General features: G+C 45.1%; 11 protein-coding genes. 1 reads left to right on the top strand and 10 read right to left on the bottom strand.

Annotated elements, in window-relative coordinates:
- Positions 1-128 precede the first annotated feature (128 nt).
- Positions 129-2531 (top strand): ABC transporter permease, encoded by a 2403-nt coding sequence (locus IE164_RS17315; RefSeq protein WP_189631528.1) that lies wholly within the window; start codon positions 129-131, stop codon positions 2529-2531.
- Between the two features lie 96 nt (positions 2532-2627).
- On the opposite strand, the gene IE164_RS17310 is transcribed toward IE164_RS17315, so the two are convergent.
- The 10 genes from IE164_RS17310 to IE164_RS17265 form a co-directional block, all read right to left on the bottom strand.
- Entirely contained in the window at positions 2628-3038 is a 411-nt protein-coding gene (locus tag IE164_RS17310; protein WP_189631527.1) for a GNAT family N-acetyltransferase, read from the bottom strand.
- A 48-nt stretch (positions 3039-3086) separates the two neighbouring features.
- A complete protein-coding gene (locus IE164_RS17305) occupies positions 3087-3269 on the bottom strand; it encodes a glycine zipper domain-containing protein (protein WP_189631602.1) in 183 nt (60 codons plus the stop codon).
- Positions 3270-3274: 5 nt separating this feature from the next.
- Positions 3275-3724, bottom strand: coding sequence for a YybH family protein (locus IE164_RS17300; RefSeq protein ID WP_189631526.1), 450 nt, complete (start codon positions 3722-3724; stop codon positions 3275-3277).
- Positions 3725-3753: 29 nt separating this feature from the next.
- Positions 3754-4317, bottom strand: coding sequence for a DinB family protein (locus IE164_RS17295; protein ID WP_189631525.1), 564 nt, complete (start codon positions 4315-4317; stop codon positions 3754-3756).
- Positions 4318-4376: 59 nt separating this feature from the next.
- Positions 4377-4958 carry a Crp/Fnr family transcriptional regulator gene (locus IE164_RS17290; protein ID WP_189631524.1) on the bottom strand — a complete coding sequence of 194 codons (582 nt, stop codon included), beginning with the start codon at positions 4956-4958 and terminating at the stop codon, positions 4377-4379.
- Positions 4959-5222: 264 nt separating this feature from the next.
- Positions 5223-5969, bottom strand: a complete 747-nt coding sequence (locus IE164_RS17285) for a sulfite exporter TauE/SafE family protein (protein WP_189631523.1) — start codon at positions 5967-5969, stop codon at positions 5223-5225.
- 18 nt (positions 5970-5987) lie between these two features.
- On the bottom strand, positions 5988-7445 hold the full coding sequence (locus tag IE164_RS17280) for a M20/M25/M40 family metallo-hydrolase (protein ID WP_189631522.1): 1458 nt from the start codon (positions 7443-7445) through the stop codon (positions 5988-5990).
- Positions 7446-7514: 69 nt separating this feature from the next.
- Positions 7515-8828 carry an MFS transporter gene (locus tag IE164_RS17275; RefSeq protein WP_229838757.1) on the bottom strand — a complete coding sequence of 438 codons (1314 nt, stop codon included), beginning with the start codon at positions 8826-8828 and terminating at the stop codon, positions 7515-7517.
- A 48-nt stretch (positions 8829-8876) separates the two neighbouring features.
- A complete protein-coding gene (locus IE164_RS17270) occupies positions 8877-10229 on the bottom strand; it encodes an alpha-amylase family glycosyl hydrolase (protein WP_189631520.1) in 1353 nt (450 codons plus the stop codon).
- A 1-nt stretch (position 10230) separates the two neighbouring features.
- The gene (locus IE164_RS17265; RefSeq protein WP_189631519.1) at positions 10231-12636 is read right to left on the bottom strand and encodes a glycoside hydrolase family 31 protein; all 2406 of its coding nucleotides are present in this window, start codon (positions 12634-12636) and stop codon (positions 10231-10233) included.
- Positions 12637-12674: the final 38 nt, after the last annotated feature.

The following is a 12674-nucleotide window of genomic DNA, read 5'->3' as shown; positions in this document are numbered from 1 at the left end:
GACAAATTATTGGATTTAAACGGTTATTTCAGGAGTTCGTGCAACCTTGCTTCTGAGCGCAGGTCTTTGATTCTGTGAATCAATAACTGGAGGCTCTTGGGTCTGCTCAAAATCTAAACAACAACACTATGCTGAAAAACTATTTTAAGGTGGCTCTAAGAAGCCTTATGAAACAAAAAGGCTTTACGGCCATAAATGTATTGGGGCTTTCGGTTGGCCTTACTTGCTGCATACTCATTGGTCTTTACATCAATGAAGAAATGAGCTACGATACTTTTCACGATAGAGCTGAGGAGACATATCGGTTTACCCGCGAGTTCATGAGCCAGGACGGAACCACCTCACTTCATCTGTCGCGAGTAGCGCCTCCATTTGGTCACTACCTGAAAGATTACTACGAAGGCGATATCGAAACCATCGGTCGGTTCATTACTACTTCCGGCACGGTGCAATATGGCGACAAGCTCTTTGTAGAACCTAATTTTGGCTTTGCCGATCCTGAAATAGTGGATATTCTCACTTTTGAAACCCTTCAGGGTAACCTGAAAGAAGCACTGAGCAAGCCTGGTTCTGTGGTTATATCGGATCGGTTGGCAGAGAAGTATTTTGGTGCGGAGGATCCCATGGGTAAGACCATTAACTTCTCTAATCAAATAGATTTAATGGTTCAGGGAGTTTATAAGAGCTGGCCTGATAACTCTAGTTTTCAACTGGATATGATGGGAGATTTTACCCTGGTTGAGCAGTTTTACGGAGGTAGACAAAACCTGCTGAACGCATGGGGGTCTAATAATTTCACCACATTGTTTACACTTACATCTACCGGTTCGGTTGAGGGTATCTTGGAGCGGTCTGAAGACTTTCTCATAGCCCACTTGGGTGAGAACGCACCCACCTGGACCAGGCTTCATGTGCAAAAGCTCACCGACATACACCTAAGGTCAAATCTTTCGGATGAATTGGGGCAGAACTCGGACATTACTTATGTCTACATTTTCACCTCCATTGCAGGCCTGATTTTACTTATAGCCTGTATTAACTACATGAACCTTTCAACTGCTCGTTCGGCCAGAAGGGCCAAAGAAGTGGGTATGCGCAAGGTGTTTGGAGCCGGTAAACTCAATCTGGTCTATCAGTTTTTAATGGAGTCGGTTGTGCTCACACTGATAGCGGTTGTTTTTTCTGTGGGAATAACGGCTCTTGTATTGCCTTTTTTCAGGGACTTCACCGGGCTAAACCTTGCCTTTAGCCTCACGCAGAACCTGGAACTTATTATTCTTATTGCGGGCGCTTCATTATTGGTTGGAGTGTTAGCAGGTAGTTATCCGGCCTTTTTTCTTTCGGCTTTTAAGCCGCTCGAAGTAATGAGGGGCAGTAAGGGAAGCAGCCCGGCAAAGTCTGGCCTTTTGAGAAAGGTGCTGGTTGTGGTTCAATTTGCAATATCAGCCATTCTCATTATTTCTACGGTAGTCGTTTTTCAGCAGCTCAGCTATATGCAAAACAAAAACCTGGGCTACGATAAGGAGCAAATGATGGTGTTGAGTGTGAGTAACGAGTTGGCCGCCAATCTAACTACCTTTAAGAATGAAGTGCTCAATGTTTCCGGTGTTCGTTCGGTGGGGGCTTCCAGCCGTGTGCCGTCCGGTCAGTTGCTCGATTCACAGGGGGCGCAAGCGGAGGTAAATGGAGAAATGTTGCCTACACAGGTTGTAATAAAACAGTTGCAGGTAGACCATGATTTTATTCCTAACTACCAAATGGAAATGTTGGCGGGGAGAAATTTTACGGAAGATTTTACCCGCGACTCCGCCCATGTGATTCTTAATGAAAAGGCCGTGCGAATTATAGGCTGGAAAAGCCCGGAAGAGGCCATTGGCAAACGTATGGTTTATGGAGGTATTGCCGGGCAGGTAATTGGTGTGGTGAAAGACTTTCACTTTGAGTCGTTGCAGAGCGAAATAGTACCGGTAATCTTTCAAAACAACCGCAATAGACTAAGATTTCTTTCCATAAAGATTGACGGACAGAATCTGAGAAACACGGTCGCACAAATTGAAGAGTCTTATGCTGCATTTTCTCCTGTGTCACCTATTAATTATAACTTTCTGAACGAGCGATTCGATAACCTGTATCGGTCTGAATCGCAGCGCAGCGAGTTGTTCACTATTTTTTCTGCCTTAGCTATATTTCTAGCTTGCCTGGGCTTGTTTGGCTTAGCATCATTTACCGTAGCACAGCGAGGAAAAGAAATAAGTATACGTAAAGTGCTCGGTGCCTCCGTAAAGCAGATTGTTTCAACACTCAGTAAAGAGTTTATCTGGCTGGTGGGCATTGCCCTGTTGCTGGCAGCACCGGCGGGCTGGTACTTTATGAGCGATTGGCTGGGTGGATATGCCTACCGTGTAAATATGGGAGCTTTACCTTTTCTGGTGGCTGGGGGAGTAGCCTTACTCATTGCTTTTGTTACTATTAGTATGCAAACCTTTAAAGCGGCATTTGCCAACCCGGCTACAAGACTGAGGGAGGATTAGTGGTTTTGTAGTACACAATGCGTGACTCTTGAGAAAAGCTTTAGTCATGCATTGTGTATGTTTTTACAAGTCATTGCTCTTTTCGATCACTTCTGCCTAAAAAGAGTTAGCTGCTTTCGGGGTTGTTTTTTTAACCCTGAATATGGAGCCTTCCTTTTGGTACCCGAGTTTTTTATAGTAGCCGTCTACATCAGACATTACAAACACAGCCTGGTTGGGGTAGTCGGTTAAAAGGCATTCCATCAAACTTTTTCCAATGGCTTTGCCTCTGTGCGTCTTATTTACCAACAAGTCTATAACCCATATAAACAACCCGGAATCATTGATTGACCGAGAGTATCCGCATAGTTCATTTTCAATATAGGCTACGTAAGTGATCGAGTTTTTTAAAGCTTCACTATAGGCCGAAGTAAAATAATCCCTCCATTCTTCGCCTTCCGATTTTATCATTTTCAGAAGCTCGGGGTACTCTTTTGAGTGATTATATCTTTTTACTTCAATTTTCATTGTCAATGGTCGTCAAGGCTCTCTTTTTCAGAGTGTATGCTCTTTGTTCTAGCCCCTATTTCTGCGCTTATTAATTAGCTCAAAACCAATACCCATGGCAATGCCCACGCCAATGCCAATGGCCAGGTTATTCATGGCAATACCAATGCCTGCGCCTATAGCAATGCCGGTACCAATTCCCATTCTGCGGGGTCTTCCGGTTCCATTTTCTCCTTGTTCTTCGTTGCTCATGGCCACTAGTTTAAAGGGCTCCACATATCGGCCGACATACGCCATTGGCCATCGGCTTCTTTTCGCCAGATAATTAAATATTGTCCTCTAAAAGAAATGGTGTCGGTGTTGTTGCGTACCGATTTGCCCTGATAGTAGCCATAGTCTTTGGCAAGGTTTCCGGAAAACTCGATTTGCACGGGGGTGGCGGAGTGTTCAAGCACTCTTACTGAAGCCGGCAGCCGCCAGTAGTCGGTCACTTTTTCTTTTCCGCGAATCATTTCCCTATTCCCCGGCATAATTACCGCGTCTTGGGTGTAGAAGCTCATTTGCTGCTCCAGATTGCCGGCAACATAGGCTTGCGAAAAGGCTTTTGAAGCGGCAGCAATAGCTTCAAGCTCTGCCTCATAGCTGCTTTGGAAAGAGGAGCAGGCAAAGAGCAGCGGTAACAATGCCGTAAAAGCTATTCGTTTCATTGTGTTGAATGTAACGAATACTGATGGCTTTAGGCCACGGCACTTCGTATTCTTTTTATTTGCAGCAAGTGTCTTTCCGTATGGCCGAGTAAAAAGCGGAAGGCATCGCCCAATCTGAGTTTAACCAATGGGCCCAGTGCCGTGGGCACCTTTACCTTGTTTAGGCTATAGTTTCTAGACTGATCCATAAGACCTATAAACGCACGGTGTATGCGAAAAAACTCATCGATGGTTTCCTGGGCATCAAGAGCTTTTTCCGGATCCATGCTCTTCATGGTTTTCATGGTGTTTTTAATCTCACCCGATTCCTTGGGCGTTATCATGCTAGTGAACCAGTTACCCTTCCAATGGCCCGAAAATACTTCGTCTTTTTGCTGAGGATACTTTTTAAAAGCTTTCTCAATATTCTCTACATAAATGCCATTGGCCAAGCTCAGGTGCTTTAGGCATTGCAAAATACTCCACTTGCCTGCTGCTTCCTGCGTGTTTAGCTCTTCGTATGAGAGATCTTGGGTTAGCGCTTCTACGTGGCTAAGTATGTCGTTCAATCGGTGAATGGATTGATTGACGAAATCTTCTGACCTGACCTTCATTGTTTTTCTTACAAAGTAACTACGGCCTGCTCTTTGGTGTCTTGATATAGATCAAGTTTTTACTGAGCCCATTTTTTTCGCATGCGCGAAAAGGTTTCGGGTGTCATGCCCAAATAGGAAGCCAGGTGCTTTTGAGGCACAATCTGAATAATGTGAGGGCTCTGGCTCATTAGGCGTTCAAATTTCTCTTCTGCCGAGTCGGCCAGTAAACTGCGAATGAATATACCAAGTCCAAACATTACCTGCCGGTTGAACCGGAACGTCCATTCTTTGAGTATGGGTACTTTGGAGTAAAGCATTTCTAACTGATGGTAGCTTATTCGCACTCCGGAGCTGTCGGCCAGTGTTTCAAGACTCCAGTCAGACGGTCGTTGAAAAATGAAAGAGTCGTATACACCACTGTACTCTCCGTTGTAGGTAAAGCCCATGTTGTGTTCTGTTCCATTCTTCTCAAAAAAGCCTCTTATTAACCCCTCGTGTACATAGTAGAAGTATTTTTCCACCTGACCAACGGAAGTGATAACGGTATTTTTGTGGTAGTGAAAGGGCTTCCAACAGGTTCGTATTTGTTGCCACTCTTCTTCGTTTAGCGAAATGTATTGTTCAATACTTTTTCTTAAACCGGTGTAGACTTCTTCCATATTGGAAATTATTAAAATGGAATCATTTTTTACAGCTCTAAGTATGGCTAAGGAGGTGAAGTTCCATAAAAACTATGAAGAAGTCGAAGTTTATTCTGCCAGGAAACGAAAGCCGTAAAAAATGCGACCGGGCTCAAATTCTTATATGTTTTTTAATCTGACCAAACCTTTATTGCCTGGCAAACCCTCAGGTTTTTTGGGATGAAAAGAGAAACGCGCAACTATAAAAAAGTATAAAGTTGAACCTTATCTGGCCTCTGATGTCTATCCCAAAAACAGTTTGATTGCAAAAGCAATGGCCGTAACCATTACAAAGTAGCGGATGTACTTTTCGTTTACCTTGGTGCTCCATCGGCTGGTGAGCCAACCTCCGGCACCATTTCCGGCAGCCAAAGCAAGTCCTAATTCCCAATTGATCAATCCCGAATAGATGAAAATCCCCAAGGCAGAAAGGGTGTATATCAACACGGTTAGCGACTTAATCATATTGATCTTGACCATACCATAGTTGTGAATAAAAGACATGGAGGCAATGATGAGATAGCCTACGCCTGCCTGAATGAACCCACCATAGATTCCGATAAAGAAGAAGGTGATGAGTCCGATGATTTTAGATTTTTTGGTGGTTTTAATTTGGTTGCCTGACTGCAGCTTTTTGCCAAACACCATGTAGGCCACAATAAATACAATGATAGCTGCCAAGATTCTATTAAAGGTTTCTCCTTTAATGTCTACAGCAACGTATGAGCCTAGGATGGCTCCAATAAAAGAGGTGGCACTGAGCCAAAGGTCGTATTTTTCGGCTTTCACTCCCTTAGAGTGGTAGCCTCTCCAAGACATCAGGCCGTTAAAGAAAACGCCTATTCTGTTAGTGGCATTGGCCACATTGGGAGGTAAATTCAGGAAAATAAGTGCAGGAAGGGTGAGTAATGAACCTCCTCCTGCAAGCGTATTGATGACCCCGGCCACAAGACCGACACCAAAAAGCAGGAGGATGTTCAGTACGTCCATATCATTGAGTTCACTCAATTAATCATCCCATCTCCAGTCGCCACCGATCTGAAGCTTGAGCTTAAGATTATGTCTTTCTAAAAAAGCCTTGGTTTCAACGTCCGTCAGCTTTTGAGCGGGAAGTGTATCGGCATCTGCCAAGGCATACAGCATCATGGAACTGAAGCGTACGTTATTCACCATATGCTCTTTGTTGACCAAATCAAAGTCGTCACAGTCTGAATGATAGCAACCATAAATGGCTCTATCTAGTCTGGAAGCAGGAGATGTGTAGGGAATTCCTTGCAACATAAACGGCTGGTGGTCGCTGTGGAGGCCTGCGCCATTGGAGACTACATTCTTATAAGTTGTAGAGTCAATGGCCATGATTTCTTTACCGATTTGCTTAAAGAAAGGCTCTGCTTCCGGTCTTCCGCCTGTTCCGAAACCGGCAGGGTTGCCAGACATGTCTTGGTTCATTATGTACTTAATCTGGTCGATTGTGCCATTTTCAATGGCTTGGTTTACCATATGCCTTGAACCTAAAAGGCCTTCTTCTTCACCCATAAACATCACAAACTGAACAGTTCTCTTTGGTTTAAGATTCAGTGCAGCAAAGGTTCGGGCCATGTCTAACACAGCAAATGAGCCAATGCCGTTGTCTATGGCTCCGGTGGCCAAATCCCAAGAGTCGAGGTGGCCGCCAACAATTACTTTTTCATTGGGCAATTCGCTGCCCTTAATAGTGGCTATTACATTTCTGGCTTTAATGAGTCCTGACTTGTTGGTCATTCTGATGGAAGCAAACTGACGGCTCTTTGTGAGCGTTTCTTTCAGTGCCAGTCCGTCTTCTTTGCCAATACAAACGGCCGGTATAGAAATTAGGCTGCCGGTTACCGAAGCAGTTCCGGTGAGTAAAACGCCACCATCTACCTGGTTGATAATGATGATGCCTATGGCCCCATGCTTTATGGCCAGGGCAGTTTTTTCGGATCGGTGTAGCCCGGGAGTGCCTTCAGGGCTGTTGGGCAAAGTGCCTATGTAAACAAGCGCAATTTTACCTTCTACGGCTCCCGGTTTTGCCTCATAGTCAGCGTCAACTCCGTTGCCCATGTCTACAATTTCAGCTGTTATCTCAGCTTCGACTGGCGAGTGTGCCAGGGTTACGGCAGGCATAGGTGCCAGGCTGCCTTGAGAACCAATCTGTACTTCAATATCTCCTCTGCTCCAAGACTCTACCTCAAAAGGCTGATACTCTACCTGAAGGCCGTAACTCTTCAAAAGGTTGTAGGTATATTCTTCTGCCTTGGCCCCTTCTTCAGAGCCTGTGAGTCGGTGGCCAATGGTTTTGGTGGCTTCTTCCAGCGTTTCATAGGCTCTGGAATTGGCTAAAACCTCTTCGTTTATTTTTTTAAAAACAGTGGCTTGATCATCTTTTTTTGGCGAACAGCCAAATACTACAGCAAGTGCAAAAAGTAGAATGATTGGTTTTTTCATTTGAATTAGCGTTGAGCGGTGAAGATAAAAAGAAAAAGCAGCCGTTGAGCTGCTTTTTAAATGATTGGTTTATGTGCTAAGCACCGGGTCGTCATTGTCTCTGACATATCGGAGGGAGAAGGCTGCCAAAAGCATGAATACTCCCGAGGTAACTATAGCATACATGGGGTTTCCACCATACAGATTTTTTACTATTGGCCCGCCTATAGTTGCATTGACAATCTGAGGGAATACTATAAAGAAATTAAAGAGCCCCATATAGATTCCCATTTTCTTGAGAGGAATTGAGCCTGCAAGAATGGCATAGGGCATGGCTAATATGCTTGCCCAGGCAATGCCAACTCCAAACATTGAACCAATAAGCCAGTACTTGTCTGGAGTGAAATACATGGATATTAATCCTAAGCCCCCAATAAAGAGTGACACCGCGTGTGTTTGCTTCCTGCCAATTTTTGCAGCAATTGAAGGAAGCAAGAAGGCGTATATAGCCGATACTAAGTTGTAAACCCCGAAGATGATTCCAACCCAATCTCCGGCATTTTGATAGGCCTGAGAGGAGTTATCATCAACGGGCAGCCCCCAAATATGATGAGCAATTGCAGGAGTGGTATAAACCCACATTCCGAATAGGGCGAACCAAGAAAAGAATTGAACCAGCCCCAACTGCTTCATAGTAGTTGGCATGCTGGCAATGTCTTTAGCAATCTGACTCATGCCTTTACCTTCGGTCGGGGAGGCAATAGATTTTTCAAATTCTTCTTCGAATACAGCTGTTTCTTCAGGCGTATATTCTTTGGTGGTAATTACAGTAATTAATATGGTTGCAATAAGTACCACCGCTCCGCAAACAAAGGAAATGATTAAACTGGGTGGTACTGAGCCCGGTTCTGCAGTATTGGCAACACCAAACCAATTGGTGACGGCCCAGGGCAACCACGAACCAATCACGGCTCCAATACCAATGAGCACTGTTTGAATGCTAAAACCCAATGTGGTTTGGTCGCCCGGGAGTTTGTCGGCCACCAAAGCCCGGAAAGGTTCCATGGCAATGTTAAAGCTGGCGTCCATAATCATTAAAAAACCTGCACCAACCCAAAGAGCAGGGAGGAAGGCAATGAACATATCTGCCTGCGGCATAAGAATTAGACCCACGGAGGCTAAAAGGGCACCTGCCAAAAAGTATGGCCTTCTTCTGCCAAGCCGGGTCCAGGTTTTGTCGCTGTAATGGCCAATAATAGGCTGTACGATCATTCCGGTCAGAGGGGCTACAATCCAGAACCAGGATAGTTCTTCTACATTGGCTCCAAAAATCTGAAGAATTCTACTGGCGTTGGCGTTTTGCAAGGCAAAGCCCATCTGAATTCCCAGAAACCCGAAACTCATGTTCCAGATTTGGATAAAACTTAAGCGAGGTTTGATGGCCATAATTATCTATTTAGCAAATACTTTAAATCCGTTGGGTGGCAGCGAAAGCTCACCGGAAACTACTGTTTCTATATTGTCCATTACGTTGCGCATTGCCCCCAACTCTTCTTCGAAAGTAAGCGTTATGGGTTGGCCCTGAATGTTAATGAATACCACTACCTCATGCTCTCCTTTTTTTCTCTTATAGGCCAATACACTTTCGTTTGCCGATGTTTCTATCCACTCCAGGCTTCCGCCAAACTCTCCATTCCACAGGGCAGGGTTATCTTCCTTCAGTTGGAACAGGGTTTTATACAGATTGGAGAAAACATATCCACCAGACCAATCAATACTATCTTTCTCGAAGAATTCCAGTCGCTTCGTATTATTGGCCTCTTGCCCCGAGTAGACTAGCGGCATGCCATAAGTGGTGGCTGCAAAAACAAACCACGCCTCCTGTCCCTCACCAAAGAATTCTTCGGCCGTACCGTTCCATGAATTTTCATCGTGGTTGGTAATAATATTCATTTTATAATAGCCTTTGGGATAGCGTTCAAAGTCTTTTTTGTACATGGCTTTAATGGCCTCAGGGCTTTCTTCACCGCTCGCAACTCTGCGCATCAGGTGCATCAACTCCCAGGAGTAAGTCATGTCAAAGGCTTCCTCGTGGAGTTCCGGTTCTTCTCCCTCGGCAAGCATAAATACAGGCTTAATGGCATCTAGCTCTGCTCTCACGGTGTTCCAGAAGTCAATGGGTACCATGCCGGCCACATCACAGCGGTAGCCATCAATGTCGAATTCGCTGACCCAATATTTCATGGCATTGAGCATTTCTTTCCTCAGCTCCTCATTGTTATAGTTCAGATCTATTACGTCCTCCCAATCAGCAACGGGCGGCTGAAATTCACCGCTTTCTGTTCGGTTGTAGTATTCAGGGTGTGTCTCTGTCCATGAATGATCCCAGGCTGTATGGTTGGCCACCCAGTCGATAATCACCTTCATGTCATGGGCGTGAATGGTGTTAACCAGATGTCGAAACTCTTCTTCGGATCCAAACTCGGGGTTTATGGCTGTGTAGTCTTTTATGGAGTAGTAGCTTCCCAGACTGCCTTTTCTGTTTTTTGCTCCAATGGGGTGAATGGGCATTAGCCAAACTATGTCTATCCCCATAGCCTTCAGGCGAGGTATTTCTTTGGCAAAGGCATTGAAGGTGCCCTCGGGGGTATGTTGCCTTATGTTGGCTTCATAAATTACGGCCGTTTTGCTCCACTCCGGATGCTTCACTCTCGCTGCGTGATCTTCCGGCCGATTGGTTTTTTCATTTCCCCCGCAAGCCAATAGAATTAGCGATAGGCTTGCAAAAAATGCTTTCAGTCTCATGCTATTTCCAGTTAAGATTAATCTCTTCTTGCGTAAACGGTATTTCCAATGTCTTTACTCCTTTGCTCCAGTAATCGCGTTTGGGCCGTTGTGGCAATGGATCAAACTCCGTAATAGGTGCCAGTAGCTGAAGGTCTTCCACATGGAAAGTTACCGATTCGCCATTGATTTCAAAGGAGTTAGCTTCAAAACCATGAAGGTGTATTTTGAGGCTGTGGAATTCAGAAGTATAACTTCCTTCCTGTTTGGCAACCTGTAGCGTACTCATTTTTCCATTAAAGTAAATTTCGCGTTTGCAGTACTGGCCCTGCTCAAAGTTGTAAGTAGAGCCATCGTCTTCATAGTACGTTTGATGAGTCTCTACTTCTCCAAAATAGAGGTGCAGCTTGAGTATACCATCCGTTTTTTCCTGAGTGGTTTGAACCACATTTTGCAAAGGAATGATGGCTCCCTCTTTGGCAAATACCGGCAGGTCTTCCATCTGGGTTTCTACCAGCATATGGCAACCTCCTTCATGAAGTTCGTCTGTAAAGAAGTTATACCATTTGCCTTGAGGCAGGTAAATTTTGGCATACTCTTGTGTAGTGGTGGTTGGGCAAACCAATAACCACTGCCCCAGCGTAAACTCATTTTGAGCGTTGCCCTGATAAATGTTTTGGTCGTTGTAATAGTCTACGGCCAACGATCGGTTAATGGGGTTGCCCTTGTGGTGTGCCTCAAAAAACAGACTGTACAAATAAGGCATAAGCTGGTAGCGTAGGTTAATATAGTTTCTGGAAATTTCTTCTACTTCCTCTCCGTAGGCCCAGGGCTCGGAGTCTCTTACATTAACCATGCTGTGTACTCTAAAAAATGGAGCAAAAGTGGCTACAGCCAACCAGCGGGCAAATAGCGCTGGGGCCGATTCGCCCACAAAACCGCCCACATCGTAACCGGAAACGGGTATTCCTGTCATACCAAGGCTATTCACCAACCGAACTCCCAATAGCATGTCTTCATCGCCAGCCACGTTGTCTCCTGTCCACACAGCCGAATAGCGCTGCACTCCGGCAAACCCTGCCCGTGTGAGTGTAAAGGGTCTTTTGTTGTTCAGTTGTTTTTTGGCTCCTTCAAAAGTTGCCCGCACCATTTGAAAGCCATAGATATTTCTGGTCTTTTTGTGACTTGCCGTTTGGCCTTCGTAGTCAAACTCAATGAGGTTGGGAATGTCTTGTCCCCAACAGGCCGGTTCGTTCATGTCGTTCCAAAAACCTTCCAGCCCCTTATCGGTGTAAAACTTGAGCTCATCGGCCCACCAATCACGACCTTCCTTAGCTGTAAAGTCAGTAAAATGGCTGTTGCCTGGCCATACGCTAGCCTCAAAACGGCTGCCATCGGGGTATTTTACAAATATGTCTTTTTCAACTCCCCGGTCGTAGGTGCCATAGCCCGGTTGTGTAGCTATACCCGGATCTAAAATTACCACCACCTTAAAGCCCTGGGCCTCCAGTTTCTCTATGAGCCCCTTAGGATCGGGAAATCGGTTTTTATCGAAGGTAAAGGCCTTGTAGTCTTCCATGTAGTGGATGTCCAGATAAATAACATCGGCCGGAATACGCTTTTTTCTAAACGTATCAGCCACCGTATATACCTCATGATCCGGGTAGTAGCTGTAACGGCATTGCTGAAAGCCAAGGCTCCATTTTGGAGGAAGTTGTGACGTGCCGGTGAGCCGCGCATATTCTTGAATTACTTCTAAAACGGTATCGCCCTGAATAAAATAGTAGTTCAGGTCACCAGCTTCGGCTCCAAAGTAGCTAAATCGGTTATTGTTAGAAGCCCCAAAATTGAAATGGGTTTTGTGGGTGTTGTCAAAGAAGATACCATAGGGCTGACCTTCTCTGATGCCAATATAGAATGGGGCCGACAAATAGAGCGGGTCGGTGTCATTGCCAAATGCAAAGGCATCGGAGTTCCAGTTTACAAATGAAGATCCGCGCCTGTTCAGCCCTCCTCCCTTTTCGCCTAGCCCTAGAAAAACCTCATTAGGGCTCAGAGTTTTATAGTTGGTCACCTCATGCCCCAACCAGCTAATACCAAAGGCAGGGTCGTCCTCATTCAGTATTTGTCCGTGGTTGTTTTTAAAGCACAATCTGAGCGGAGAACGCTTAATTTCCAGTTGAATATCAGCCGTCTTTAGCGTCAGGCTCTGGTCTGTTTCTTTAGCATCAATGCTCACCTTTTGAGGAGGCAGAACTACTGAAAAAGGGTTTTCATCGAAAGCCTCGTGTTTGGAAGCCTGAATGCGGCAAATTTTGCTGGTGTAAAACTTTATACTGAATTGCTTATTTCCTGCAAGGCCGGACAATCCGTTTTCTTGCCACGAAAAATGCTGAATGGTTCCTATGGACTCGTTTCTCAAATTCATTGGGATTTGGGGTTGGAGGGGCAATAGCTTGCTTCTCT

This window comes from Roseivirga thermotolerans (assembly GCF_014653175.1).
In the GTDB taxonomy this organism is placed as follows: domain Bacteria; phylum Bacteroidota; class Bacteroidia; order Cytophagales; family Cyclobacteriaceae; genus Roseivirga; species Roseivirga thermotolerans.
Note: the sequence above shows the minus strand (reverse complement) of the source record. Positions and strands in the feature narration are given on the sequence as shown.

Coding starts and splice junctions, on each gene's coding strand:
- IE164_RS17280 (WP_189631522.1), bottom strand. CDS start 7,445: ATGAAAAAACCAATCATTCTACTTTTTGCACTTGCTGTAGTATTTGGC.
- IE164_RS17290 (WP_189631524.1), bottom strand. CDS start 4,958: ATGGAAGAAGTCTACACCGGTTTAAGAAAAAGTATTGAACAATACATT.
- IE164_RS17295 (WP_189631525.1), bottom strand. CDS start 4,317: ATGAAGGTCAGGTCAGAAGATTTCGTCAATCAATCCATTCACCGATTG.
- IE164_RS17285 (WP_189631523.1), bottom strand. CDS start 5,969: ATGGACGTACTGAACATCCTCCTGCTTTTTGGTGTCGGTCTTGTGGCC.
- IE164_RS17270 (WP_189631520.1), bottom strand. CDS start 10,229: ATGAGACTGAAAGCATTTTTTGCAAGCCTATCGCTAATTCTATTGGCT.
- IE164_RS17310 (WP_189631527.1), bottom strand. CDS start 3,038: ATGAAAATTGAAGTAAAAAGATATAATCACTCAAAAGAGTACCCCGAG.
- IE164_RS17275 (WP_229838757.1), bottom strand. CDS start 8,828: ATGAGTTTCGGGTTTCTGGGAATTCAGATGGGCTTTGCCTTGCAAAAC.
- IE164_RS17300 (WP_189631526.1), bottom strand. CDS start 3,724: ATGAAACGAATAGCTTTTACGGCATTGTTACCGCTGCTCTTTGCCTGC.
- IE164_RS17315 (WP_189631528.1), top strand. CDS start 129: ATGCTGAAAAACTATTTTAAGGTGGCTCTAAGAAGCCTTATGAAACAA.
- IE164_RS17305 (WP_189631602.1), bottom strand. CDS start 3,269: ATGAGCAACGAAGAACAAGGAGAAAATGGAACCGGAAGACCCCGCAGA.
- IE164_RS17265 (WP_189631519.1), bottom strand. CDS start 12,636: ATGAATTTGAGAAACGAGTCCATAGGAACCATTCAGCATTTTTCGTGG.